Origin of the sequence: Lederbergia citrisecunda, assembly GCF_018343695.1 — a bacterium.
Taxonomy (GTDB): domain Bacteria; phylum Bacillota; class Bacilli; order Bacillales; family Bacillaceae_C; genus Lederbergia; species Lederbergia citrisecunda.
In genome coordinates this window covers 863,972-890,164 of the sequence record NZ_JAGYPJ010000001.1, presented here as the reverse complement: position 1 = coordinate 890,164, position 26,193 = coordinate 863,972, and the positions used below count along the sequence as shown (strand labels likewise).

The window sequence follows — 26,193 nt, the reverse complement described above, 5'->3', positions numbered from 1 at the left end:
TCTGAAAGAAACAGAAAAGACAACCATTTGTAGGTTGCCGTTGAGAATTTTGTTATTCATTATCTTCATTTGAAGCTTGAAGCTTTAGTACACCGCCATATATTTCTTCTAGTGCTTTACCGACATATTTATGCGACCGATAGTGATTCAACCTTGGATTTTCTTCATCCTGTAAATTTCGGGCACGACGTGAAGCAATTGTTACAAGTGAGTACTTCGAGTCAATGACGGTCATTAGCTTATCAATTGATGGATATAACATTTATTTACCCTCCAGCATTTTTATGTATTTCGAAGCTGCCCTTTCACTGCGACAATGCTCAGCGAGGACAATGGCGTTAATGCGTTCCACTGCTAAATCAACGTGATCGTTTTCAACAATATAATCATACAAGCTCATTAATTCAATTTCTCTTTTAGCAGCTTCCATACGATTTCGAATTAACTCTACGGATTCCGTTCCTCTACCGACAATTCTGCTTTCTAGCTCATTAAGATTTGGCGGCATGAGGAAAATAAAGAGCCCCTCTGGAACCTTTTCACGAACTTGCTTAGCGCCTTGCACTTCAATTTCAAGAAAAACGTCCTTACCAGATCCAAGGGTTTCGTTTACGTAATCAAGAGGAGTTCCATAATAATTTCCGACGTATTCTGCGTACTCCAACAATCTACCTTCATTCATTAATTGTTCAAATTCTTCACGGCTTCTAAAGAAATAATCAACGCCGTCAACTTCACCTTCTCGTGGTTTTCTCGTCGTCATTGAAATGGAGTACTCAAATTTGGCACCTGGACGAGAAAATATCGCATGCCTCACTGTTCCTTTTCCAACACCTGAAGGTCCGGAAAGGACAATCAGCAATCCTTTTTCTTTCATTTTACGTTGTTCCTACCCTTCCTCATTGTCATCTTTCCCAAATAAACGCTGAGCAACCGTTTCTGGCTGCACGGCTGAAAGAATGACATGTTCACTATCCATAATAATCACTGCCCTCGTCCGTCTTCCATAAGTAGCATCTATTAAAGTCGCACGATCCCGTGCCTCTTGTATGATCCTTTTGATAGGTGCAGATTCAGGTCGTACAATTGATATAATTCGATTCGCTGAAACAATATTCCCAAAACCTATGTTTAAGAGCTTAATTGACATATTGCTCCCCCAATCCAACTATCGGTTATTTTTCTTATTTCTATACACTTATTCATCATTTTTCCCTATCACAATAGAAAAGGCAATAGAGAATCCTCTATCACCTTTAGAATTATATCATAAGTTATTTCTTTTTTCTTATAAAAAATGATCCCGCTAGTAAAAAAGTTGGTAAAGCACTCATACCAATAATTAAAAGCCAATCATTTGCTGCTATTGATACAGTATGAAAAATCGGCTGTAATAGAGGAACATATATTACCGCAAACATAAGGGCAGCTGAGGAAATGACAGACCAAACTAAAAATTTATTTTCAAATGGATTCCTTGAAAATACGGAAACTTCACTTCTACAATCAAAAACATGGATAAGCTGAGCCATGACTAGTGTAGCAAATGCAACCGTTTGTGCATAAGGGAGATCGTTTGGATTTCGATGATAGATGATAATAAACGCAACCAATGTTGCAAACCCAATGAGAAAGCCTCTAGAAATGATTTTCCAGCCTAATCTTCTCGCAAAAACCCCTTCTTTAATATGACGCGGTTTTCGTTTCATCACATTCTCTTCAGGTTGATCTAAACCTAGTGCCATGGCTGGCAACCCATCTGTTACGAGGTTCACCCATAGTATTTGGATAGGAACGAGGGGTAATGGCAAAGACATAAGCATCGCAAATAGCATTACTAAAATTTCACCAACATTTGATGCTAGTAAATAACGTATAAATTTCCGTATATTTTCATATATATTGCGCCCTTCTTTAATAGCCGCTTTAATCGTTGCAAAATTATCATCAAGTAAAATGAGAGATGATGCTTCTTTTGCGACATCTGTTCCAGTAATCCCCATCGCAATCCCAATATCAGCCGCTTTAATGGCAGGTGCATCATTAATACCATCACCCGTCATTGCGACAACATGTCCTCTATTTTGAAAAGCTTTTACTATTTTCAATTTATGTTCAGGAGTGACTCTGGCAAAAACAGCGATATCTTCTACGACATTTTCTAATTCTTCAACAGATAATTCATTTAACAGCTGTCCATCCATCACTTGATCCTTGTGTTCAAGAATTCCGAGCTGCTCTGCAATCGCGCAAGCTGTGGCTTTATGATCACCTGTAATCATAACTGTTTTGATTCCCGCTGTTTTACATTCTGCAACAGCCAATTTTACTTCAGGACGAGGCGGATCGATCATACCTTGCAATCCAATAAACGTTAATCCCTTTTCTACTTCCTCTTCTTTTTGAGGAATTGAATTCGAGTGTAATGGTTTATAAGCAATCGCTATAGTACGCAAAGCTTGAGCCGCAAGATTGTCTACTGCCCCTTTTGCTTCTTTTACAAGCTGAACATTTAATAAACGTTGTTTTCCTTCCCATAAAATAGATTCACATTTTTCGATTAATACGTCCGGAGCGCCTTTTGTAATCGAAAACTTTTTTCCATTTGCATCTTTTACAATCACACTCATCATTTTTCTAGATGAATCAAACGGAAACTCTTTTTCTATTGTAAATTGCTTTGTCATTTCGTCTTTATGCATACCTGCTTTCAACGCCGCAAAAAGAAGAGCACCTTCTGTAGGATCGCCATCGATTGCAATGGCATTATCTTGAATGACTAGCTCCGTATCATTACAAAGGACGCCAAAAGTGAGGAGTTGGGAAATGGATTTTTCTTTTTTCGGTTCAATAAGTTTTTCATTTTCATAAAATGTCCCTTTGGTCTCATGGTCTCCACCTTTTACGAGCCACGTTTTTCCACCACTCCACAAATGTGTGACGGTCATTTGATTTAGTGTCATCGTTCCAGTCTTATCTGAACAAATGACTGAAGCGCAGCCTAGTGTTTCAACCGCAGGAAGTTTGCGGACGATTGCCTTTTTTTTGATCATTCTTTGCACACCAAGGGATAATGCAACTGTAACGATAGCTGGCAATCCTTCTGGAATTGCAGCTACTGCAAGCGAAACTCCAGCAAGGAACATCGTATATACATCATGGCCATGGACGATACCAGCTGCAACAACAAGCAATGTAAGAAATAGTGCAACGGTTATTAATATTTTCCCTAATTGCTCTAATCTTCTCTGTAATGGTGTCATCATGGCAGTTGTTGTTTGAATCATATCGGCAATTCTCCCCATTGCCGTAGACATTCCCGTTGAAGTGACTATCCCAATTCCATTACCCCGAGTGACAAGTGTGCCCATAAAAGCCATATTATTCATATCTCCTAAGTTAGGAGACTTATCTTCTATTGGATTCGTATTTTTGACTGTTGGAATCGATTCTCCCGTTAAAGCTGACTCTTCAATCTCCAAGTTATTGGCAACGATGATTCTAATATCTGCCCCCATTCGGTCTCCACTTGAAAATTTCAAAATATCACCTGGGACAACTTCTCGTGAATTAATCTTCATCCATTTACCGTCTCTTAATACATTCACTTGTGGTGCAGATAAATTTTTTAATGCTTGCAAAGATTTTTCTGCTTTTCTTTCTTGAAAAAATCCTAAAAACCCATTGATAAGGACAATCGCCATAATGGCAATGGCGTCAACATATTCACCAAGAAGTCCAGAAAGAAGGGTAGCTCCAAGTAAAACGAGGACCATGAAATCTTTAAACTGACTAAAAAAAAGAAGGAGAGCCGATTGTTTTTCACCCTCTGACAATTCATTCCATCCAAATCGTTTTCTGCGCGCTTCTACTGCTTTTCCTGACAGTCCTTTTTTAGTATTTGTATTTAATGACTGTTCCACTTCGGATTCTTTCATCCCATGATACAACACGCGGCCATCACTCTCTTCCTCCTCGACAAACAGAAGTTGTCCTATTATAGTAGGAAGTTTATTCAGTGTTAAGGTGTTTCATGATATAATTTTCGTTAATTGAAAATAAATGAACGAATTTACATAGGAAGAGGATGTTTTAAATGCCGTTTGATGGTTTTTTTACACGGGCGATGGTGAATGAATTGAATTCCGAACTTTCGGGAGGAAGAATAAGTAAAATTCACCAACCTTATAAAAATGAAATAGTTATGGTCGTAAGAGCTGGAAGACAAAATCATAAACTCCTGCTATCTGCTCATCCAAGCTATGCAAGAGTGCAAATAACAGGTGACACATTTGACAATCCAACTGAGCCGCCGATGTTTTGCATGATATTAAGAAAGTATTTAGAAGGCGCCATCATTCTAGATATAAAGCAAGTTGATATGGATCGGATTGTCATTTTTGATATTCGTGGCCGTGATGAACTAGGTGATGAATCTTATAAACAATTAATCGTTGAAATTATGGGACGACATAGCAATATTATTTTAGTTGATAAAGAAAAGGAAAAAATCATCGATAGTATTAAGCATATACCTACTGCTTTAAATAGTTACCGAACGATACTACCAGGATCTGCTTATATTTATCCGCCAGAGCAGGATAAAGTAAATCCTCTCACTGCTACAGAAGAGGACATCCTTAAGGAAATTGATTTTAATAGTGGAAAGCTTGATAAACAAATAGTTGAAAGATTTGCTGGGTTTTCACCTATTTTGTCAAAAGAGCTGATATTTAAAGCTGGACTTGCAAATAGGGATACTGTTCCCAAGACTTTTGCTTTGATGATGGAGGAGTTAAAAAATCATCATTATGAGCCATCTATTACAATTACGGATGAAAAAGAACAGTTTTATTTATTCCCGTTATCTCATATAAAAGGTGAAATTAAAAAGTTTTCATCATTAAGTGAGATGCTCGACCGTTTTTATTTCGGCAAAGCTGATCGAGATCGAGTTAAGCAGCAAGCATTTGATCTTGAAAGATTAATGAAAAATGAAAAAAACAAAAATGAAACAAAGGTTAAAAAGCTGCAAGCGACATTAGAAGCAGCAGAAAAAGCTGACGAATACCAATTACTAGGCGAATTATTAACAGCAAATATGCATCTCGTGAAAAAAGGGATGAATGAAATTTCCGTTATCAATTATTATGATGAAAATGGTGGACAAATGACAATCGAGCTAGAGCCGAGAAAGAGTCCATCCGAAAACGCACAGAGCTATTATACAAAATACCAAAAAGCGAAAAACTCTGTTCAAGTAGTAAAGGAACAAATTGAAAAAGCAGAAGATGAAATCAACTATTTTGACGGATTACTGCAACAACTTACTTCTGCATCGACAAGAGACATTGAAGAAATCCGTGAAGAACTGGCAGAACAGGGCTATTTAAGACTTCGTCATAAAAAAGGGCCAAGGAAAAATCCGAACGCCAAACCCGTCATAGATCGGTATGAAGCTTCAGATGGTACTGAAATACTCGTTGGAAAAAATAATAAACAAAATGATTATTTAACGAATAAACTAGCTGGGCGAGACGAAATCTGGTTCCACACGAAAGATATACCTGGGTCCCATGTCGTCGTCCGCAGCAAAGAGCCAGCGGAAGAAATCATTCTTGAAGCCGCTATGTTAGCTGCATATTTCAGCAAAGCTAAAAACTCAGCTTCCGTTCCAGTCGATTTTACTAAAATAAGACATGTGAAAAAACCTAATGGATCAAAGCCAGGGTTTGTTATTTATGACAATCAGCAGACGGTGTATGTGACACCTAATGAGGATAAAGTGAAGGAAATGCAAAGAAGTTAATTATTTGCTTAACAAAAGAGTTGAGGGCACTGAAAAGTCCCCTTTAAATTTATACAATATAAACTTTATTGTTGATTTGCGCTCCAGGCGCTCGCTTTCCTCGGGTGGTACGGGGAGCTTCCTCGGCGCTTAAAGCGCCTGGGGGATCCTCCCCTGCCCCGTATTCCAGCATGAGTCTCCCGCCTTCCGCTCCAATCAACAGTGTTAAAAAGTCAGTAATGGACTTTTACACAGCAAATGCAAAAAAAAGTATAATAACTCATATTCAGAGGGAATTATACCTTTTTTGGTTTCTCAGTGCCTTTAAATTGAGCGAAATCCTTTTCTTCGATGCAGTCTTTTTTCAATACTGCTTTTTTTTTGGATTGCTGTATCAATCAATGAAACAACTATTAGTAAAGAAAATGCATAATAATATGAACATAATTAAAATAAGCTATCCTGTATAATGAATACAGAACAGCTTATTTTGAAATTCCTTCTTTTCTTCTATATTATTTATAAAACATTACTATCGGTTTTTCACCCAGTCTGTACTCTCAGCTTGAGCTCGTTTCAATGCATCCTCAGTACTTCTTTGACCTGTTAAAGCAGCTTCAATTTCCGACTGTAAAATAAATCTTGGTTGTGAAGATCCCCAAGGATATCGAGGTGTATATGGCGTACTCATCGCTTTAAATATTGGATTCATTAAATGATCTACTTTTTTCACACTTTCCCAGTCATAAGCTGCTTTTATAGAAGGCATTAATCCTTGTTCTTCATATATAAACTTTTGAGTAAATTCACTAGTAGCAAATTTCATCCATTCCCATGCCAACTCTTTATTTTTACTATTTTTAGCTATGGCTATTGGGCTTCCTGCAAAGAGACCTCCCCTACCTTCATCATTTTTTAAATTCTTGTGCTATTGCAACACGATCCTCCAATCCTTGGGCATAAGTTTGTTTAACAAGATCACCTGGTCCCATATTTAGCAAGATTGCGATATTATTATCTTTTGTTAACCATTTTTCATTTCCTTGATTACTCATAATCCCATCTGGTGCATATTGCTTCATTTCGAGCAGCCAATTGAGACCAGTCAACATCTCAGGTGAGTTAAAAGCAAATTCTACTTCATTCCATGCAAACCCTTTACCCCAATTTCCATTTTGACCTTCTACTAAATTAACAAGAGTGAAAGCACTAGACCAATCCCCACGATAGAATACACCATAGTTCTGTTCTCCGGTTTTAGGGTTAGTCCCAGTCATTCGTTTAGCTTTTTCCATTACTTCTTCCATAGTGGGATTATCAGAAAGATATTCGACCCCCCACTGATCAAAAAGCAGCTTATCATATGCTATAAATCTCGCATCTCCAAGAAATGGTAAAGCGAAAATTTGCAAATCAGTATCATCTGGTCCAAGAGCTTTCCATCCGTCAACTTGATTGTCGATAAAGATATCTAGATCAAATTTATTATCACCATCGATTAAAGGCTGTAATGGCTCCATAAGACCTTGTGCGGCAAAATCAGCTATTCCAGGCATTTGGTATACATCAGCTTCTCCAGAAGTAAGCATGGCTTGTGTTTTTTCAACATACCCTTCCCAAGGCATGATGATAAATTGTACTTTTGCTCCTGGATAATTTTTTTCAAATTCTTTTTTTAGCACATCTAATCCTTGTACCTTATCTCCTGTAATTGGATCCGTTCCACTCTCCATACTGAAATTTCCAATCATTTGTACCTTCAAAGTTTGTCCTTTCCAATCTCCAGAACTTTTACCACCTGACTCGGTTTTATTACAACTCACAAGGCCAAACAATAAGACAATCAAACATACTAATGCTAGAAAGGTATTTTTTTTAAAGAATGAGTTTTCCGTCAATACTATTCCTCCTTTTAGTATCAAATAAATTTTAATAATAAACACGAAGGATAATAAGCACCCACCTCCTATTACCATAGAAAAGCATTAATCTATTCACCTTTAACGCCACTTAGTGCAATACTTTGAATAATATATCTTTGTAAAAATAAATACACGATTATGATCGGTAAAATACTGACTGTTGCTAGAGCCATAGTCAGTCCACCTAAGCTTGTTCCATTTTCAAGTGAGAAACTTGCTAAAAAGAGAGGTACTGTATGTAATTCTTGATCATTAAGTACAACTAACGGCCATAAAAAATCATTCCAACTCCAAATAAAAGATAAAATAATCATTGTTGCTGCAATGGGACCAGCTAATGGCAAATAAACAGTAAAGAATATTTTAAATTCTCCAGCTCCATCAATTTGTGCTGCTTCACGTAAAGTATCAGGTAGTTGGTCAAAAAACTGTTTACACAAGAACAACAAAAATCCGCTAACTAACGATGGAAGTATCAATGGCCAAAAAGTATTTAATAAACCTACTGTATTTAATAATTTATATAGTGGAATTAATCGTGGTTCAATTGGAATCATCAATGTAGCCAAAACAATTAGAAAAAGGAGTTTTTTCGCTTTAAAATGCCCTTTAGAAAATGCGTATCCTCCTAACATCGCTGATGATACTGATAATGAAACCGAACTGATCGTAACAATTGCAGAATTTATATAAGCTTTAAAAACTCTTCCGTTTTCAAAAATAATACCGTAATTGAAAGCTGAAACATTATCTGGAATTAGTTGTGGTGGGAATGGCATCGTAACATTTGCGGTTCTGTCGAAACCTACACTTATCATCCAAATAAATGGAGCCATAAGTAAACATCCAAAGAAAAGTAAAATTAAAAAAATGAAAGTGTTTGAGATATGATGAGACTGTTTCATTGTTAATGATTTCTGCATCATATAGTTCCTTTCTATTTTATATTTTCATTCCGGATACCTTTAGATTGATAAACGTAAAGATTAAAATAATCATGAACATTATATATGTCGCTGCTGAAGCAATACCGAACTCAAATCCTGTAAAGCCTCTTTCATAAATGAAGGCTCCCATTGTTTGTATTGAGCGGGCAGGACTCCCATTTGGGCCTCCCAATACGTAGACTTCGTTAAATCTTTGTAAAGCTCCTATCCAACCTGTTATTAATAAAAAGGCAAAAGTTCCTGACATGTTTGGAATAGTAATGAAAAGCCATTGTTGAATCCCACTCGCACCATCAATTTTTGCAGCTTCGTACATTTCACTTGAGATAGACTGTAAATTAGCTAAGCAGATGATGATGACAAAGCCAATCCAATGCCAGATAGATAATAATATAACTGCCCATTTTGCAGTGGAAGGATCTGATAACCAAGTAGATGTTGGTAATCCCAACTTTGCAAGTGCAAAATTCATGATCCCCATTTCAGGATGAAGTACAAACGCAAAAATCATGGAGGCAGCTACAATTGATGTGACATTAGGTAAAAAGAAAATCACTTTTAGAAAATTTTGTCCCCTAGATACATTGTTAATAAGAGATGCAAAAACAAAGCCTAACGGAACAGTGATTAAAATTTGAAAAAAACCTATATAAAAAGTATTCCAAACAGCATTCCAAAAGTTCTGGGAAGTTAATACCCTTTTAAAATTGTTAAGCCCTGTAAAGGATTCTATTGTTCCGTTAGAATTAAAAAAACTTAGTCGAAGAGATTCAAGTATGGGGTAAGCCATGAATAACAATATCCCTATTAATGTAGGCGCTAAGAACAAATACCAAATATACTGAGATTTTTTTAGTTTTTTCCGTGAGTCTAAGGTGCCTTGTAACCTTGTAATAGTCTGTTTATTTGGAGGAAATTGTGTATTAGCCATATTATTTCTCCTTCCCACTTTTTTGTAAGCGCTTAACAATACATCATTGAGTGTTTCTATATGTTTCTACAAATAGTTAGGGAATCCTTCACGTTCAAATTAAATCTTAAAAAACGATACGTTAATACCAGGTCTTTGTTCTTAGTAAGTAAAATAAACGTATAGAAGTATTTAGGTCAGAACGTAAAATATCAGTCTATACTTAGATGTTTAATGTATTGCTAGAAATATATATATAATTTTAATACTCACTAACTCGTTAGCAGTAAACAAATGATATTCATAGTTGAGATAGATATTTACTCTGCAAGCCTTGGCTCCCATCTCGTTAAAAAGTGTCAATAAATTTTCATTTATTTTCATGCTATGAAAATATGCCCACTAAATTATTCGTTATAATAAAACTATCGACTTTCATTTTAGGAGGAAGTTTTCTTGCATCAAGACTTATTAAAAGAAGCAGAAAAATTTATTAACATAAGCTATCATGAGCTTAAGAAAAGTGATCAAGAAATTAAAGCAAGATTACTAGAAATTAAAGATGAGATTAATAGATTTGGTTATTATAAACACACTTTTGAAGAGCTGGAGTATGGTGCAAAGCTTGCTTGGCGTAATAGCAATAGGTGCATAGGGAGGCTATTTTGGGAAAAGCTTAACGTTTTTGACATGAGGCATTTGTCTACAGAAGAGTCGATTGCTCATGCTTTATTGGAACACATAAAATATGCTACAAACCAAGGGAGAATCCGTTCCACGATTACTGTTTTCCATCAAAAAACACCTGATCAATCAATTAAAATATGGAATCATCAATTAATTCGCTATGCAGGATATCAAACTGAAAATGGAATAATAGGCGATCCTGATTCATTAGCGTTTACAAGAGAATGTGAGAAGCTTGGCTGGAAAGGCAAAGGCAGCCAATTCGATGTCCTTCCATTAGTTGTTCAAATTAATGACAATAAACCATATATGATTGACATACCAAATGATCTTATCCTTGAGGTACCCATTCATCATCCTGAATATGATTGGTTTAAAGATTTGCGGATTAAATGGTATTCAGTCCCAATCATATCAAGTATGAAGCTTGAAATTGGGGGTATCGTCTATACTGCATCTCCATTTAATGGTTGGTATATGGGTACCGAAATAGGGGCACGAAATTTAGCTGATGAAAATAGATATAATATACTCCCAAAAATTAGTTCGTGTATGGGACTGGATCAGAGTAAAAACAGCTCTCTTTGGAAAGATAGGGCGTTGGTGGAATTAAATATTGCCGTGTTGCACTCATACAAGGAAAATAAAGTTAGTATCGTTGATCATCATACCGCTTCACATCAATTTAAACAGTTTGAAGAGAATGAAAGAAAAATGGAACGACCTCTGACAGGAAATTGGACATGGCTCATTCCTCCACTAGCTCCTGCAACATCCCATATTTTTTATAAACAATATAATAATGAAATTAATAAACCTAACTATTTTTATCAAAAACCTCCCTATTCGTGAACACTAAAGAGGTTTTCATCGTTAGAAAACAAATATAGGATTCTAGTAAGCTGCATTTCAAATAAGAGGTGTAGGCGACTGTCTAATATTGTAAGAAGTGATATCACATTAATATGTTATACACATCGTCCCAACAGTTTGTTTCTTTAAAAATACAAAAACTGTCCAACTATTAATAGTAGGACAGTTTATTTTATATTTGAAACATCTGATACTATTTTACTCTCTTTAATTTCCAGCCCAATCTTCAGGATTTTCCCTAAAGCTTGCTAAAAGAGCAACATCTTTCTCTTCGATAATGCCCTTTTTCAATGCTGCTCTAATTAAATTGCTGTAATCAGTCAATGAAACAGCCTTAATCTTTGCCTCTTCTAATCTCTGTTTTCCTTTGTCCAATTCATATGTAAAAATGGACACAATACCGAGAACTTCAATGCCGGATGAACGAAGTGCTTCTGCTGCAGCAATGGCACTTCCTCCCGTTGAGATTAAATCCTCGATAACAACCGCTTTTTGGCCTTCTAAAATCTTTCCTTCAATTTGATTTCCTTTTCCATGGCTTTTAGCTGAGGATCTTACGTAGCACATCGGTAATTCTAGAAGGTCGCTGACCCATGCGGCATGTGGAATTCCAGCTGTTGCTGTTCCAGCGATTAACTCCACATTCGGAAATTCGTTCTTAATTATGTCTACAAGGCCCTGGGCAATTTCTTTTCTTAAAGCTGGATAAGAAAGAGTCATACGATTATCACAGTAAATTGGAGATTTTAATCCTGAAGACCATGTAAAAGGATTATTTGGACGTAAGAATACTGCTTCTATTTCTAATAGATTTTCTGCTATTTTTTCTGAAACCATTTATTTCAACCCCCATTCAAATTTGACCCGTTCATATGCATGTAAAGGATTGTCAGCTTGTGTAATAGAACGCCCTACTACAATATGAGTAGACCCTAGTTTTCGAGCGTCAGATGGTGTCACAATCCGTGACTGATCATGAGAGTTATCCCCTGCCATACGGATTCCCGGGGTAACTTTTAAAAAAGTTTTATTAGTAGCTTCAGAAATTTCTCCTGCTTCAAGAGCAGAACAGACAACTCCATCAAGGCCAACTTCAAATGCAAGTTTTGCGTAGTGTTTAACGGAATCTTTCAATGGATGATCAATCATTTGTTCACTCTGCATTTGTTCTTCACTCGTACTCGTTAATTGAGTAACGGCTATTAATTTTGGTCTATCTACTCCTTCTGATGTTCCTTCTTCCAGTCCCTTTAGAGCATATTCCATCATTTTGGATCCACCTGCAGCATGGACATTAACCATATCCACACCAAGACATGCCATTACTTTCATCGCACTATAAACAGTATTTGGGATATCATGTAATTTTAAATCTAGAAAGATATAATGTCCTTGTGATTTTAACCAATTAATGAAAGAGGCGCCTTCTTTGTAGAATAATTCCATGCCTACCTTTACAAATAACTGTTCACCTTGAAATTTATTTAAAAATTGTTCGGCATAGACCCTATCCGGAAAATCAAGAGCAATGATTGGCATTTGCACCATACTTTTTCCAGCTCCTTCCGGTTAATTCACTAATATGTGTAACTTGAAGCTCATCAAGTTTTCTTGGAAGTTCCTCGATAAGTCTTGGACAAATGAATGGATTTGTAAAATTCATCGTTCCAATAGCCACCGCACTTGCACCAGCATAAAAATATTCAATTATGTCATCAGCAGATTCTATTCCACCCATCCCGATAATCGGGATGTTTACTTTTTGGCTTACTTCATAAATCATTCTAATGGCAACCGGTTTAATAGCAGGACCCGATAAACCACCACTCTTATTGGCTAAAATAGGCTTCCCTGTTTTAATATCAAGGCGCATGCCAAGTAATGTATTGATCATCGTAAGGCCATCTGCCCCAGCTTCTTCTACAGCCTGAGCCATCCCTACAATGTCTGCAACATTTGGAGACAATTTCACATATACAGGAACAGACGAAACTTCTTTTACTCTTTTTGTTAACTCTGCTGCCACTTCAGGGATTGTTCCAAAAGCAATTCCGCCTTTTTTTACGTTCGGGCAAGAGATGTTTAATTCTAGAGCTTTCACATTTGGCGCATCGGATATTTTTTCTGCTACTTCCACATAATCTTCGGCTTCTGATCCGGCGACATTCGCGATAATCGGAACGTCAAATTGTTCAAGCCATGGAAGCTCGTTTGCCAAGACTCCTTCTAATCCAGGGTTTTGCAAACCAATGGCATTCAACATTCCTGCTGACGTTTCTGCTACTCGCGGTGTCGGATTTCCGTACCTAGGTTCTAATGTTGTAGCCTTTATCATTATCGCTCCAAGAATGGATAAATCGTAAAACTGACTATATTCTTTTCCAAAGCCGAAGCAGCCTGAAGCTGGCATAACTGGATTTTTCAGTGACAAGCCGGGTAAGTCTATTTGTAGTCGATTCATGATAAAACCACCTTCCCGATTGGAAAAACAGGACCATCACTGCATATTTTTACATATTTTGACCGGGTAGGATCATCTGCAAGATGACAAACACAAGCAAAGCAAGCTCCGATTCCACAGCCCATTCTCTGTTCTAGCGACAGATAGGCTTTTCTTCCATTAAATCGATCCTCCAATGCTTTTAACATTGGCGTTGGACCACATGAATAGAGAACATCAAATTTGATCTCGTTTTCATCAATGATATTCGTTACAAAGCCTCGCGTACCGACAGAACCATCAACTGTAGCAATAAAAGTTTCACCTAGTTCAGAAAATTTATCTTCATAAAATGACTTCTCAGCAGTTTCAAAACCGAGTATATGGATTGTTTTCGTTCCTTGTTTGTTTAACTGTTTTGCAAGTTCATATAATGGCGGAACCCCAATGCCTCCTCCAACCAGCAAGGCTGTTTCACCTGAGTTAATTTCGTCAATTGGAAAACCATTACCAAGCGGACCTAAAACATCCACTTGGCTGCCTTCCACATTTAGAGAAAGAAGTCTCGTTCCTTTTCCTTCCGCTCGATATATGATAGTGAATTGATTCTTTTCTTTTTCAATCGAAGCGATACTAATTGGTCTACGTAAAAGCGGGTCGAGCCCAGGGTTTGTTCTAATATGAACAAATTGCCCTGGCTCATCCATTTCATTAACGAGATTTCCTTCTAAAGTTAGTTCAAAAATATCCTTTGCAATTTGTTTTTGGGAAATGACTAGCATTTTTTCTTGCTGGATCATTTATACATCGCCTCTTTCAGCTCGACTTCCCCTTTTCCCATCGCCTCAGCAGAAAATACCATTGATTCCAATACTCCAAGGATCGCTTCTGCCGTATCAAGTGATGTTAAACATGCCACACCATTTTCAACAGACTCACGTCTAATTCTAAAACCATCCCGTTCTGGTTGCTTTCCTTTTGTTAATGTATTAATGACAATTTGTGCTTTTCCTTGTCTTATCACGTCGATGAGCGTTGGACCAGTTGAGCCAATTTTATCAACGACTTCGACTTTTATTCCTGCTTTTTCAATAGATGAAGCTGTTCCGCTCGTTGCGATAATACGATAGCCGATAGCGGAAAATCTTTTCGCAAGCTCAAGCGCTTCATTTTTATCTTTATCTGCGACTGTTATTAAAACTGTGCCATATGTTTTAATGCTCATACCTGATGCAACAAGCCCTTTATAAAGTGCTTTTTCCATCGTTTTATCTTTACCCATTACTTCACCTGTTGATTTCATTTCAGGTCCGAGTGTGATATCTACTCTTCTTAGTTTAGCAAAGGAGAATACAGGTACTTTCACATATACACCTTTTTGTTCCGGAGCAATTCCAGTTTCATAGCCTAATGAAGGCAATGTTTCACCTAAAATAACTTTTGATGCTACATTTGCCATAGGAATCCCTGTTATTTTACTTAAAAATGGTACTGTTCGACTTGAACGCGGGTTTACCTCTATGACATATAAATCATTTTGTGATATAACATATTGAATGTTTAATAGTCCGACAATTTCTAAACCTCTTGCAAGTCTAATCGTATAGTCGACGATTTTTTCTTTCATTTCTTCACTTATATTCTGAGGCGGGTAGACAGCGATCGAGTCTCCTGAATGGACCCCTGCTCTTTCAATATGTTCCATAATCCCAGGGATAAGTACATTTTCTCCATCTGAAATCGCATCTACTTCAATTTCTTTACCAACTAAATAGCGATCGACGAGAACTGGTTGATCTGGATTCACTTTTACGGCGTTATCCATATAATGAAGCAGTTCACGCTCTTCATATACGATTTCCATAGCACGACCACCGAGTACATAAGAAGGTCTAACTAACACTGGGTAACCAATTTCCGTTGCTATTTTTACTGCTTCTTCGACGGAGAAAGCTGTTTTTCCTTTTGGCTGAGGTATTTCTAGTTCTGATAACGACTGTTCAAACTTATTTCTATTTTCAGCACGATCTAAGCTTTCAAGCGATGTACCAAGTATTTTTACTCCTCTTTCTTCTAGAGCTCCAGCTAAGTTAATAGCTGTTTGACCACCGAACTGGACGACAACCCCTTCTGGTTGTTCCAAATCGATGATATGCATGACATCTTCAATCGTAAGTGGCTCGAAATATAGTTTATCGGAGATGCTGAAGTCTGTAGATACAGTCTCAGGGTTGCTATTAATAATTATCGCTTCATATCCAGCTTCTTGAATTGCCCAAACACTGTGAACAGTCGCATAATCAAACTCAATACCTTGCCCAATTCTTATTGGACCTGATCCAATTACAACAACGCTCTTTTTATCTGTTTTGATGGATTCGTTTTCGGTTTCATATGTTCCGTAAAAATATGGAGTATCTGATTCAAATTCTCCGGCACATGTATCTACTTTTTTATAGACTGGAATAATTCCATTTGTTTTACGCCATTCATACACTGTTTTTTCATCAGTTTCCCATAATTTTGCGACGGTTTTATCTGAAAAACCGAATTCTTTCGCTTTTCTTCCGACTTCAATATTAAAGGAATGCTCTCTTAAATTCTTTTCTAGTTTTACAATCTTTTCCATTTTATATAAGAAGAAAAGATCAATTTTACTCCATTCATGAATTTCTTCGATGGTAATTCCTTGTCGTAAGGCATCTCCGATGTAAAACAAGCGTTCATCTGTTGCCTTTACAATCTGTGTTTGTAAAAAATCCCGATCATACTGAATGCCGTCTGGGTGGGCCAAATGGAAGACATTACTTTCAAGAGATCTAACAGCTTTTAATAATGACTCCTCAAAAGTGCGTCCAATCGCCATAACTTCGCCCGTTGCCTTCATTTGTGTTCCAAGTCTACGATTTGCAGATTCAAATTTATCAAATGGCCATCTCGGAATTTTTGATACTACATAATCAATTCCCGGTTCAAAGCAAGCATATGTTTTACCTGTTACAGGGTTCATAATTTCATCTAATGTATAACCAACTGCGATTTTTGCTGCTAGCTTAGCAATTGGAAATCCAGTTGCTTTTGATGCAAGTGCAGATGAACGGCTCACACGCGGATTTACTTCGATAAGATAGTAATTAAAGCTATGGGGATCAAGTGCGAGCTGAACATTACATCCACCTTCAATTCCAAGCGCACGAATGATTTTTAGTGATGCGTTTCTCATCATCTGAACTTCTCTATCACTTAATGTTTGACATGGAGCAACAACAATGGAATCACCAGTATGGATTCCGACTGGATCAACGTTTTCCATATTACAAACAACAATCGCATTATCATTGCTATCACGCATTACTTCAAATTCTATTTCTTTACATCCTGCAATACTTTTTTCAATTAAACATTGTCCTACTGGGCTATACTTTAATCCGCTTGTAACGATTTCTTTTAGTTCATCAAGGTTTTCACAAATTCCGCCCCCTGTTCCACCTAGTGTATACGCTGGACGGACAATAATTGGAAATCCTACATTCTCAGTAAAAGCAATCGCTTCTTCAAGCGTATGAACGATTTCACTGTCGGGCACAGGCTCATTCAATGTATTCATTAGTTCCCTGAATTGGTCACGGTCTTCGGCTTGCTCAATGGCAGATAGTCTAGTACCGAGAATTTCTACTTCACATTCTTCTAAAACGCCTGCTTTCGCAAGTTGCATCGCCATATTTAATCCTGTTTGTCCCCCTAATGTCGGTAGGATGGCATCAGGTCTTTCTTTACGGATAATTCTTGAAACAAACTCAAGCGTGATTGGTTCAATATATACCGCATCCGCAATTTCAGTATCTGTCATAATTGTGGCTGGATTTGAGTTAATTAAGATGACTCGATATCCTTCTTCTTTTAAAGCAAGACATGCCTGAGTTCCGGCGTAATCAAATTCTGCTGCTTGTCCTATGACGATTGGTCCTGACCCAATGACTAAAATACTTTCAATATCAGTACGTTTTGGCATGATGCTCCACCCTTCCATTTTGTTCATTCAAGATATTTAAAAAATGATCAAATGCTTTTTTCCCATCTTCTGATCCAGGAGATGCTTCTGGTTCATATTGGAGTGAGAATGCTAGGTATTGATTATGTTTGATTCCTTCTATAGAACCTCCATTTAACGCTTTATGAGTAATCGTAAGGACTGTGGAATCGATAGATGATTCTACTACTTCATATCCATGATTTTGAGAAGTGAAAATGATTTTACCTGTTTCTAATTCCTTGACAGGATAACTTGACCCTCTATGTCCGGAAGTCATTTTCTCACTCTTACATCCATTAGCAAGTGCAAATAATTGATGTCCTAAACCAATACCGAATAATGGAAAATGTCGTTGAACTTCTTGAATCATTTCACAAACTTCTTGAATTTGTTCTGGATTACCAGGTCCATTAGAGAGCAATACTCCATCAGGATTTAACGAAATAATTTCTTCAGCAGACGTATGATAAGGAACTACTTTAATATCACAGCCACGCTCTGTTAGCTCTCGTAAAATTCCGTGCTTGACGCCGAAATCTACTACGACGACACTTTTACCACGACCTGGGCTAGGAAAAGGCTTTGTGGCAGAAACTTTTTTTACAGCATCATGAGAAAGTGAGTCGGATTGTAATTGTGCAAGAACTGATTCCTTATTTTCTTCATATCCACAAATCGCACCTTTTAATGTGCCTTTATCCCTAATTAATCTAGTTAACATTCTCGTATCAATCCCAGCAATACCTGGAATATTCTTTAGTTTTAAAAACTCATCGAGTGACATATTGCTGCGCCAATTGGATGGGAATTCACACGCTTCTTTAACGACGATTCCTTTGATGACAGGTTGAATGCTTTCAAAATCATCTCGATTGATGCCGTAATTACCAACTAATGGATAAGTAAACGTTATAATCTGTCCGTAATTCGAAGGATCAGAAATTACTTCTTGATAACCAGCCATACTTGTATGGAAAACAACCTCACCAATTGAATCTAATTCACCGCCGAACCCTTCTCCAACAAATTCTGTACCATCTTCAAGTATTAGTTTCCGTTTCATTGTCCATCATTCCCTTCAGACCAAATTAATTCGCCATTTACAAAAGTTGCTGCTGGCCATCCTTTACAATTCCAACCACCAAAAGGTGTATTTTTTCCTTTTGAAGCAAAATTCACAGGGTTAATTTCTTTTTCTAGATTTAAATTAAGCAAAGCAATATCTGCATCTTTCCCGATTTCCAGTGTTCCACTTTTGAGCCCAAATGTTTTCGACGGAATGACAGTTAACCAATTTACTAACTGTTCGAGTGTGCAAATACCATTTTCAACAAAATGTGTATATAAAAGAGGAAATGCTGATTCTAATCCAACGATTCCAAAAGGCGCCAATTTCATTCCTCTAGCCTTTTCTTCAGCAGCATGGGGTGCGTGATCCGTTGCAATAAAATCGATTGTTCCATCTAGTAAGCCTTCTATTAATGCTTTTCTATCATCCATTCCCCTTAATGGAGGGTTCATTTTAAAGTTTGTATCTTCCCCGATAATATCTTCTTCTGAGAGAAGTAAATGATGTGGTGATACTTCAGCAGTGACACGAATGCCAGCTCGTTTGGCATCTCTCACAGCTCTTACGGATTCTTTTGTACTAATATGACATACGTGGTAATGGCAACCTGCTGCCTCAGCAAGCAGAACGTCACGGGCTATATGAACTGACTCACATATTGATGGAATTCCCGGGATTCCTGATTGCTTAGAATAACTACCTTCATGTATGGCTCCACCATAAATTAATGAATTATCTTCACAATGAGCAACGATTGCCATATCGAGTTCGGCTGCTTTTTGCATCGCTTCATACATCATACCTGCTGTTTGTACACCAACTCCATCATCTGTAAAAGCAAAGGCACCAGCTTCTTTTAACGCAGCAAAATCAACAAGCTCTTTACCTTCTTGATTTTTTGTAATCGCAGCATATGGTAAAACTTTTACAGAACCACGGTGTTTACACTCATTAACAAGCCAGCTCATTTGATTGGCATTATCGGGTACAGGCTTTGTATTTGGCATCGACGCTACTGTCGTAAAGCCACCCTTTGCCGCTGCCATTGTACCTGTTTCAATCGTCTCTTTATGTTCTCCACCCGGTTCACGTAAATGGATGTGAAGATCGACAAATCCAGGAGCTATTGTTAATCCTTTTGCATCTAATTCTTCTTCACCTTTATTAACGAGATTTTCGCCAATTTCGGCGATTTTTCCATCTACGATTCTAAGATCTGTTGTTTCTGATGTTCCATTAATTGTCCGTGCATTTTTTATAAGCCAATTCATTACGCAACCCCCTATTGTTCTAGTAATTTTCTTAACACAGCCATTCGAACGTACACGCCATTCTCCATTTGCTTAAAGATTCTCGAACGTTCGCATTCTACAAGACTATCTGCGATTTCTACATTTCTATTCACAGGAGCAGGATGCATAATGATACTTGATTTTTTCATCCTTTTCTCTCTTTCTACCGTAAGACCGAATTTCTGATGATATTGATCAGCTGAGATGGCAGTCAGGCTGAAGTGCCTTTCGTGTTGGATTCTTAAAAGCATCAATACGTCTACTGTTTCCACTACTTCATCGATATTAAAGTTACAGTTAGCATCTGAGTCGATGAACCATTCCGAAGGTCCGGAAAATATCACTTCAGCACCAAGAGCAGTTAAGGCATCTCGGTTTGATTTAGCCACTCTGCTATGTCTCAAATCCCCGACGATTGCAACTTTCAACCCTTCAAAAGATCCAAATTCCTGATTAATCGTATACAGGTCTAAAAGGGATTGGGTTGGGTGTTGGCCACAGCCATCTCCGCCATTAATGATTTTAACGTTCACCTTATTGATTAACTCATCATAAAAATGATCTTGTTCATGTCTGATAACCGCTATATCAATACCAATTGATTCTAATGTTTTTACTGTGTCATATAAGGATTCACCCTTTAATAAGCTAGAAGATCCTGATTCAAAAGGGACGATATCTAATCCAAGCTTACGTTCTGCTACTTCAAAACTTGTTTTCGTTCTAGTGCTTGGTTCAAAAAATAAATTTGCTGCAAATGTTTTCTTATTTGGAGACCAATGATCGCCATTTTCAAATGACTCAGCCATTTTTAATAGGTCCATAATATCCTTAGTGGTCAAATCGTTCATCGACACTAGATGTTGTTTCATGCATTCTGCCTCCATCTCTTACAAATTAAAAACCCCTCTTAGTCCAATATAGACAAAGAGGGGTACATAAAGAAGAAGCTAAGCGTAGCTTCATGTAACCTCCCTTTGCCAGCCTCACAGGACTGTTTTTAAAAGGGAATTATTCATTTTTATATATACTTACTTGATCGCTTCCATCTGATTCAACAAGTTCAACGATCACTCTTTCAAGACTCGCGGTAGGAATATTTTTTCCAATAAAATCTGCTCGAATTGGCAATTCCCTATGTCCCCGGTCAACTAAAACGGCAAGCTGAATGGCAGATGGTCTTCCGTTATCTACAAGTGCATCCATCGCAGCGCGGACGGTTCTTCCTGTATACAAGACATCATCAACTAATATCACTTTTTTATTATTAATATCTGTTGGTAGATGTGAACCCCTTACTTCTGGTTCAGCATCCTTCGTTTTTGGTGTTAGGTCATCGCGATATAATGTAATATCTAGTTCCCCAACTGATATTGGCTGTCCTTCAATTTTTTCAATGCGCTTTGCTAAACGATCGGCGAGATAAATTCCTCTCGTTTTTATTCCGACAAGAATGCAATCGCTTATCCCTTTATTTCGTTCAATAATTTCATGTGCTATACGAGTAAGTGCTCTTTGAATTGATTTTTCGTCCAACACAATCGTTTTTTGTACCATTTCTTCCACCTCTTTATATTGGTCCTTACTAAAAAACCCTCCAGCCATAAGGCAGGAGGGTACACTAATCACAATGATATAGCTGCATAGTTTATAAAACCATCAGCTTTGAATAGTATCCTTCTCAGCCTCTCTGGACTAAGTTAAAGGTGCTTATGAAACTATAAACACTATAATACTTACCTATGCTTTTGTCAATTACTATTACGCAAATTTGCTAGAAGATTGCTGAAATAATCAGGAATTGGCGACGAAAATTCCATATATTCATTTGTCCTAGGATGGATAAACCCAAGGATACCAGCATGCAAAACTTGCCCATCTGTATCTAATGTTTTTCGGGGTCCATATTTCGGGTCTCCTACTAATGGATAACCAATATATTTCATATGAACACGAATTTGATGCGTCCTCCCTGTCTCCAATACACATTCAACGAATGTATAATGATTAAACCTTTCAAGAACACTAAAATGAGTGACAGCATGCTTACCACCTTCGATTACTGTCATACTTTGCCGATCATCTTTATCTCTCCCTATTGGAGCATCTATCGTTCCATGATCATGCGGAATCACGCCGTGGACAAGAGCATAGTATTTTCTCGTAACCGATTTTTCTACAAGCTGGTTCACAAGGCTTACGTGGGCAACATCATTTTTTGCAACCATTAATAGCCCCGACGTATCTTTATCAATTCTATGAACAATCCCTGGCCTCATAATTCCATTTATTCCGGACAAATCTTCGCAATGTGCCATAATCCCATTTACAAGTGTTCCTGTATAATGACCTGGTGCAGGGTGGACCACCATCCCTTTAGGCTTGTTGACAACTAGCACATCTGCGTCTTCAAAATAGATTTCTAAATCCATATGTTCTGGTTCGATATTTAAAGGTTCTGGAGTAGGAATGGTAATCACAATTAAATCATTTACGTTACATTTATAATTTGCTTTTTCTTTTTTCTTATTAACCTCGACATGACCATCACGAATCCATTGCTGAACCTGTGAGCGAGACCACTCTGAATGCAGACTAGTAATCAGCTTATCAAGGCGTTCACCTTTTTCAGATTCTAAAGTTACATGTTCAATTTTGTCCATTAGGTTTCACCTTTTCTTCTCGCCCCTCTTTTAACATTTGGATGAAAATTAGCGCTACTCCAATCGTTAATGCAGAATCTGCTATATTGAAAATCGGAAAATCATACGTAAAAATATACGTATCTAAAAAGTCTACTACTTCTTTTCTAAACAGGCGATCAATAAAGTTCCCAATTGCTCCACCTAAAATAAGTGCCAAACTTAACTGAAATAACGGCTTACCTTTCGCATGTTTTTCTAAATAATAAATAACTGCCCCAATAACAATAATTGTAATTATATAAAATAACCACATTTGGTCTTGTAATATTCCCCAAGCAGCTCCTCGATTACGATGTGATGTAATATAAAATAGATTGTCAATGACTGTAATTCTTTGTCCCAAATCCATATTATGTACGATAATCCATTTAGTGAGTTGATCGAAAGCGATCACTAATAATGCAATGGCATAATATATCATTATTATTTTTCCCCCGATTCGTAGTAAGTTATCCTTCGTGCATTTTAGCATAAATGTTTAAGTTTAAACAGGATTTTAAAAGCCTTCCGCGAAAAAAACGGAAGGCTTTCTATTTTTTTATAACTAGCTCCAGCGTTTATCTTATCGAGGACAAATATCTTAAGGAAATTATAGTCAATAACTGACTTTATCTCCTCAGAACATTTACTTGTAAGGCCTGCGGGATTCACGTTAGAAATGCGTTGAACAGGAAGTTTATTCCTTAGAATTCTTTCCTACTCAAGACGATTGTTCTTTTCTATTAATAATCTGCTTTTACAACTGCTGCACAGCGAGGGCAGAGAGTTGGATGATCGCTGTCCTTGCCAACATCAGGGGTCACGACCCAACATCTTTCACATGTCTCACCAACTGCTTTTTCAACAATAATGGCAGCATGATTCAGTTTTAAAGCATTGCTTGGAGCTTCTTCCATAGAACCAGCTACTTCAAAACCGGAAACTATGAATAATTGATTCATGCTTTCAGAAAGGCTATCCAATAAGTCTTTAATATCATCATTAACATATAAAATAACTTTTGCCGTTAGAGATTTTCCAATTACTTTTTCATTTCGGGCTTCTTCAAGTGCTTTTAACACATCATCACGAAGCTTTAAGAACTGTGACCATTTTTTCTCAAGCTCTTCAGCACCTTGCAAGTCTTGATATTCCGGCATATCAGTCAGCTGAACGCTTTCTTCTTGAACACCTGGGATAAACATCCATACTTCGTCTGCTGTATGAGATAAAATTGGTGAAAGTAATTTTGTAAGTGCTACAACACTCTCATACATAACGGTTTGCATAGCTCTGCGCTCATAATTATTTTTAGATTCGATATATAATACATCTTTCGCAAAATCCATATAGAAAGAACTTAAATCGAGTGTGCAGAAATTATTAACAGCATGGTAAATATTCATGAATTCATATTCTTCGTACGAATTCCGCACTTCCTTAATTAAGTTATTCAATCTTACCATAATAAATTGGTCTACTTCTCTAAGCTTACTATATTCGATTGCATCAACTGCAGGATCGAAATCAGCAAGATTTCCTAGTAAGAACCGGAAAGTATTGCGAATTTTTCTATAAACTTCACTTACTTGTTTTAAAATGGAATCAGAAATGCGAACATCAGCTTGGTAATCAACTGATGAAACCCATAGTCTCACAATTTCCGCTCCTAATTGATTTGTTACCTTTGTAGGAACAATGACGTTACCTATAGATTTACTCATCTTTCTTCCTTCGCCATCCAGAACAAATCCATGGCTCAAAACACCTTTATAAGGAGCTTTGCCTGTTACAGCTACAGATGTTGTAAGTGAAGAGTTAAACCACCCTCTGTATTGGTCTGATCCTTCTAAATATAGATCAGCTGGGCGCTGTAGATCGTCTCTCTCGACTAATACACCTTGATGAGATGAACCAGAATCAAACCAGACGTCCATAATATCAGTTTCTTTCGTAAATATGCCATTTGGACTTCCTGGATGAGTAAATCCTTCTGGTAATAAATCTACAGCCTCTTTTTCAAACCAAATATTCGAACCATTTTCCTTAAAAAGGCTAGCAACGTGAGAAATGGTTTCATCTGTAATGATGATTTCTCCGTTTTCAGCGTAGAAAACAGGAATTGGCACTCCCCATACACGCTGTCTTGAAATACACCAGTCTCCACGATCTCTAACCATATTATATAGTCTTGTTTCGCCCCAATTTGGAACCCATTTTACTTCTTTAATGGCTTCTAGCAATTCTGGTCGGAAATCTTTGATTGACGCAAACCACTGAGGAGTTGCTCTGAAAATAACTGGTTTTTTTGTTCTCCAATCATGTGGATACGAGTGAGTAATAAAATCAATCTTCAGTAATGCTCCAACCTCTTCAAGTTTTTCAGTGATTGGTTTATTAGCGGCATCGTAAAATAATCCTGCAAATCCTGGAGCTTCTTCTGTCATATGACCTCTATCGTCAACTGGGCAAAGGACGTCCAAATTATATTTTTGACTAACATAAAAGTCATCTTCCCCGTGACCTGGTGCCGTATGGACACACCCAGTACCAGAATCTGTAGTAACATGCTCACCTAATACGACGAGAGATTCCCGATCGTAAAACGGATGTTTCGCGACCACTTTTTCCATTTCCGACCCTTTAATAGTTTGAACTGTTTCCGTGTTTTCCCATTCTAAAACGGAAGATACCGTCTCTAATAAATCTTTAGCAACAATATATTTTTCATCGTTTACTTGAACAACAACATAATCAAGCTCCGGGTGAACGGCAATGGCAAGATTTGCTGGAATAGTCCAAGGAGTCGTCGTCCAAATGATAAATTTAGTACCTTCTCCTACTACACCTTTTCCATTTACGACATTAAAAGCAACATAAATGGATGGAGAACGCTTATCTTTATATTCGATTTCAGCTTCAGCAAGAGCCGATTCACTGGAAGGAGACCAATATACAGGTTTTTTCCCTTTATAAATATAACCTTTTTTAGCCATTTCACCGAAAACTTGAATTTGTTGAGCTTCATATTCCGGTTTTAATGTAATATAAGGATTTTCCCAATCCCCTCTTACCCCAAGTCGCTTAAATTCAGTTCTTTGGTTATCAATTTGTTCATAAGCGTATTTCGCACAAAGCTCTCTAAACTCCGCAACTGTCATTTCTTTGCGATTAACGCCTTTATTTGTTAATGCTTGTTCAATTGGCAATCCGTGAGTATCCCAACCCGGCACATAAGGTGCACAATAACCGTTCATCGATTTATATCGAACAATAAAATCTTTTAACGTTTTATTTAGTGCATGCCCCATATGAAGATCCCCGTTTGCATAAGGAGGACCATCGTGCAACACAAAAAGCGGTTTGCCTTTCGTACGTTCTTGAACTTTTTTATAAATATTCATTTCTTCCCAACGAGCTTGAATTTCCGGCTCTTTTTTCGGCAAATTTCCACGCATCGGAAATTCCGTTTTTGGCATCAGTAGCGTATCTTTGTAATCCATTCTTATTCGCCTCCATAAAAATAAAAAACCTTCCCATCCCAATAA

The 26,193-nt window shown here is 37.3% G+C and carries 22 protein-coding genes and 1 other annotated feature (1 of these 23 running past the window's edge); of the genes, 2 read left to right on the top strand and 20 right to left on the bottom strand.

Going from position 1 to position 26,193, the window contains the following annotated elements; genetic code table 11:
* Window positions 1–52 precede the first annotated feature (52 nt).
* The 4 genes from rpoZ to KHA93_RS04435 all read right to left on the bottom strand — a co-directional run bounded on the left by rpoZ (window position 53) and on the right by KHA93_RS04435 (window position 3,953).
* On the bottom strand, window positions 53–262 hold the full coding sequence (rpoZ, locus tag KHA93_RS04450; protein WP_213109623.1) for a DNA-directed RNA polymerase subunit omega: 210 nt from the start codon (window positions 260–262) through the stop codon (window positions 53–55).
* Window positions 263–877 carry a guanylate kinase gene (gmk, locus tag KHA93_RS04445; RefSeq protein ID WP_213109622.1) on the bottom strand — a complete coding sequence of 205 codons (615 nt, stop codon included), beginning with the start codon at window positions 875–877 and terminating at the stop codon, window positions 263–265.
* Window positions 878–889: 12 nt separating this feature from the next.
* Window positions 890–1,150, bottom strand: a complete 261-nt coding sequence (remA, locus tag KHA93_RS04440; RefSeq protein WP_213109621.1) for an extracellular matrix/biofilm regulator RemA — start codon at window positions 1,148–1,150, stop codon at window positions 890–892.
* 124 nt (window positions 1,151–1,274) lie between these two features.
* Window positions 1,275–3,953, bottom strand: a complete 2,679-nt coding sequence (locus KHA93_RS04435; RefSeq protein WP_213109620.1) for a cation-translocating P-type ATPase — start codon at window positions 3,951–3,953, stop codon at window positions 1,275–1,277.
* 143 nt (window positions 3,954–4,096) lie between these two features.
* Here KHA93_RS04435 and KHA93_RS04430 point away from each other — a divergent pair, with 143 nt between their 5' ends.
* Window positions 4,097–5,809, top strand: coding sequence for an Rqc2 family fibronectin-binding protein (locus tag KHA93_RS04430; RefSeq protein ID WP_213109619.1), 1,713 nt, complete (start codon window positions 4,097–4,099; stop codon window positions 5,807–5,809).
* A gap of 511 nt (window positions 5,810–6,320) precedes the next feature.
* Here KHA93_RS04430 and KHA93_RS23075 read toward each other — a convergent pair.
* The 4 genes from KHA93_RS23075 to KHA93_RS04415 form a co-directional block, all read right to left on the bottom strand.
* The gene (locus KHA93_RS23075) at window positions 6,321–6,656 is read right to left on the bottom strand and encodes a type 2 periplasmic-binding domain-containing protein (RefSeq protein ID WP_349772341.1); all 336 of its coding nucleotides are present in this window, start codon (window positions 6,654–6,656) and stop codon (window positions 6,321–6,323) included.
* Between the two features lie 40 nt (window positions 6,657–6,696).
* Window positions 6,697–7,686, bottom strand: a complete 990-nt coding sequence (locus KHA93_RS04425) for an ABC transporter substrate-binding protein (RefSeq protein WP_233711041.1) — start codon at window positions 7,684–7,686, stop codon at window positions 6,697–6,699.
* 92 nt (window positions 7,687–7,778) lie between these two features.
* Window positions 7,779–8,546: a carbohydrate ABC transporter permease gene (locus KHA93_RS04420; RefSeq protein ID WP_233711040.1), complete on the bottom strand. Its 768-nt coding sequence runs from the start codon at window positions 8,544–8,546 to the stop codon at window positions 7,779–7,781.
* Window positions 8,547–8,652: 106 nt separating this feature from the next.
* On the bottom strand, window positions 8,653–9,588 hold the full coding sequence (locus tag KHA93_RS04415) for a carbohydrate ABC transporter permease (RefSeq protein WP_213109618.1): 936 nt from the start codon (window positions 9,586–9,588) through the stop codon (window positions 8,653–8,655).
* Window positions 9,589–10,023: 435 nt separating this feature from the next.
* Here KHA93_RS04415 and KHA93_RS04410 point away from each other — a divergent pair, with 435 nt between their 5' ends.
* The gene (locus KHA93_RS04410; RefSeq protein WP_213109617.1) at window positions 10,024–11,106 is read left to right on the top strand and encodes a nitric oxide synthase oxygenase; all 1,083 of its coding nucleotides are present in this window, start codon (window positions 10,024–10,026) and stop codon (window positions 11,104–11,106) included.
* 228 nt (window positions 11,107–11,334) lie between these two features.
* Here the strand turns inward: KHA93_RS04410 and pyrE are convergent, their stop codons facing one another.
* From pyrE to ileS, 12 genes are all read right to left on the bottom strand, one after another.
* Window positions 11,335–11,964: an orotate phosphoribosyltransferase gene (gene pyrE, locus KHA93_RS04405; RefSeq protein ID WP_213109616.1), complete on the bottom strand. Its 630-nt coding sequence runs from the start codon at window positions 11,962–11,964 to the stop codon at window positions 11,335–11,337.
* Complete coding sequence (gene pyrF, locus KHA93_RS04400) at window positions 11,965–12,675, bottom strand: orotidine-5'-phosphate decarboxylase (RefSeq protein ID WP_213109615.1); 711 nt, start codon at window positions 12,673–12,675, stop codon at window positions 11,965–11,967.
* Window positions 12,647–13,588, bottom strand: a complete 942-nt coding sequence (locus tag KHA93_RS04395) for a dihydroorotate dehydrogenase (RefSeq protein WP_213109614.1) — start codon at window positions 13,586–13,588, stop codon at window positions 12,647–12,649. The genes pyrF and KHA93_RS04395 overlap by 29 nt, the downstream gene beginning before the upstream one ends.
* Complete coding sequence (locus KHA93_RS04390; RefSeq protein WP_213109613.1) at window positions 13,585–14,367, bottom strand: dihydroorotate dehydrogenase electron transfer subunit; 783 nt, start codon at window positions 14,365–14,367, stop codon at window positions 13,585–13,587. The genes KHA93_RS04395 and KHA93_RS04390 overlap by 4 nt, the downstream gene beginning before the upstream one ends.
* Window positions 14,364–17,579 (bottom strand): carbamoyl-phosphate synthase large subunit, encoded by a 3,216-nt coding sequence (carB, locus tag KHA93_RS04385; protein WP_213109612.1) that lies wholly within the window; start codon window positions 17,577–17,579, stop codon window positions 14,364–14,366. The genes KHA93_RS04390 and carB overlap by 4 nt, the downstream gene beginning before the upstream one ends.
* Entirely contained in the window at window positions 17,563–18,663 is a 1,101-nt protein-coding gene (locus KHA93_RS04380; RefSeq protein WP_213109611.1) for a carbamoyl phosphate synthase small subunit, read from the bottom strand. The genes carB and KHA93_RS04380 overlap by 17 nt, the downstream gene beginning before the upstream one ends.
* Complete coding sequence (pyrC, locus tag KHA93_RS04375; protein ID WP_213109610.1) at window positions 18,660–19,940, bottom strand: dihydroorotase; 1,281 nt, start codon at window positions 19,938–19,940, stop codon at window positions 18,660–18,662. The genes KHA93_RS04380 and pyrC overlap by 4 nt, the downstream gene beginning before the upstream one ends.
* 11 nt (window positions 19,941–19,951) lie before the next feature.
* On the bottom strand, window positions 19,952–20,833 hold the full coding sequence (locus KHA93_RS04370; protein ID WP_213109609.1) for an aspartate carbamoyltransferase catalytic subunit: 882 nt from the start codon (window positions 20,831–20,833) through the stop codon (window positions 19,952–19,954).
* A gap of 139 nt (window positions 20,834–20,972) precedes the next feature.
* Window positions 20,973–21,518: a bifunctional pyr operon transcriptional regulator/uracil phosphoribosyltransferase PyrR gene (pyrR, locus tag KHA93_RS04365; RefSeq protein ID WP_213112767.1), complete on the bottom strand. Its 546-nt coding sequence runs from the start codon at window positions 21,516–21,518 to the stop codon at window positions 20,973–20,975.
* 194 nt (window positions 21,519–21,712) lie between these two features.
* On the bottom strand, window positions 21,713–22,624 hold the full coding sequence (locus KHA93_RS04360) for an RluA family pseudouridine synthase (protein ID WP_213109608.1): 912 nt from the start codon (window positions 22,622–22,624) through the stop codon (window positions 21,713–21,715).
* Window positions 22,611–23,087 (bottom strand): signal peptidase II, encoded by a 477-nt coding sequence (lspA, locus tag KHA93_RS04355; protein ID WP_213109607.1) that lies wholly within the window; start codon window positions 23,085–23,087, stop codon window positions 22,611–22,613. Before lspA ends, KHA93_RS04360 begins: the two co-directional genes overlap by 14 nt.
* A 301-nt stretch (window positions 23,088–23,388) precedes the next feature.
* The gene (gene ileS / locus KHA93_RS04350) at window positions 23,389–26,148 is read right to left on the bottom strand and encodes an isoleucine--tRNA ligase (protein ID WP_213109606.1); all 2,760 of its coding nucleotides are present in this window, start codon (window positions 26,146–26,148) and stop codon (window positions 23,389–23,391) included.
* A 41-nt stretch (window positions 26,149–26,189) separates the two neighbouring features.
* Window positions 26,190–26,193, bottom strand: a binding site (T-box leader) (it continues 230 nt past the right edge of the window).

What these genes read in the sequence shown, in the direction of transcription:
- remA (WP_213109621.1), bottom strand. Translation starts at nt 1,150, where the DNA reads ATGTCAATTAAGCTCTTAAACATAGGTTTTGGGAATATTGTTTCAGCG.
- KHA93_RS04360 (WP_213109608.1), bottom strand. Translation starts at nt 22,624, where the DNA reads ATGGACAAAATTGAACATGTAACTTTAGAATCTGAAAAAGGTGAACGC.
- pyrE (WP_213109616.1), bottom strand. Translation starts at nt 11,964, where the DNA reads ATGGTTTCAGAAAAAATAGCAGAAAATCTATTAGAAATAGAAGCAGTA.
- KHA93_RS04380 (WP_213109611.1), bottom strand. Translation starts at nt 18,663, where the DNA reads ATGAAACGGAAACTAATACTTGAAGATGGTACAGAATTTGTTGGAGAA.
- pyrC (WP_213109610.1), bottom strand. Translation starts at nt 19,940, where the DNA reads ATGAATTGGCTTATAAAAAATGCACGGACAATTAATGGAACATCAGAA.
- KHA93_RS04395 (WP_213109614.1), bottom strand. Translation starts at nt 13,588, where the DNA reads ATGAATCGACTACAAATAGACTTACCCGGCTTGTCACTGAAAAATCCA.
- carB (WP_213109612.1), bottom strand. Translation starts at nt 17,579, where the DNA reads ATGCCAAAACGTACTGATATTGAAAGTATTTTAGTCATTGGGTCAGGA.
- rpoZ (WP_213109623.1), bottom strand. Translation starts at nt 262, where the DNA reads ATGTTATATCCATCAATTGATAAGCTAATGACCGTCATTGACTCGAAG.
- lspA (WP_213109607.1), bottom strand. Translation starts at nt 23,087, where the DNA reads ATGATATATTATGCCATTGCATTATTAGTGATCGCTTTCGATCAACTC.
- KHA93_RS04390 (WP_213109613.1), bottom strand. Translation starts at nt 14,367, where the DNA reads ATGATCCAGCAAGAAAAAATGCTAGTCATTTCCCAAAAACAAATTGCA.
- pyrF (WP_213109615.1), bottom strand. Translation starts at nt 12,675, where the DNA reads ATGGTGCAAATGCCAATCATTGCTCTTGATTTTCCGGATAGGGTCTAT.
- KHA93_RS04420 (WP_233711040.1), bottom strand. Translation starts at nt 8,546, where the DNA reads ATGGCTCCATTTATTTGGATGATAAGTGTAGGTTTCGACAGAACCGCA.
- KHA93_RS04415 (WP_213109618.1), bottom strand. Translation starts at nt 9,588, where the DNA reads ATGGCTAATACACAATTTCCTCCAAATAAACAGACTATTACAAGGTTA.
- KHA93_RS04370 (WP_213109609.1), bottom strand. Translation starts at nt 20,833, where the DNA reads ATGAAACAACATCTAGTGTCGATGAACGATTTGACCACTAAGGATATT.
- gmk (WP_213109622.1), bottom strand. Translation starts at nt 877, where the DNA reads ATGAAAGAAAAAGGATTGCTGATTGTCCTTTCCGGACCTTCAGGTGTT.
- KHA93_RS04430 (WP_213109619.1), top strand. Translation starts at nt 4,097, where the DNA reads ATGCCGTTTGATGGTTTTTTTACACGGGCGATGGTGAATGAATTGAAT.
- pyrR (WP_213112767.1), bottom strand. Translation starts at nt 21,518, where the DNA reads ATGGTACAAAAAACGATTGTGTTGGACGAAAAATCAATTCAAAGAGCA.
- ileS (WP_213109606.1), bottom strand. Translation starts at nt 26,148, where the DNA reads ATGGATTACAAAGATACGCTACTGATGCCAAAAACGGAATTTCCGATG.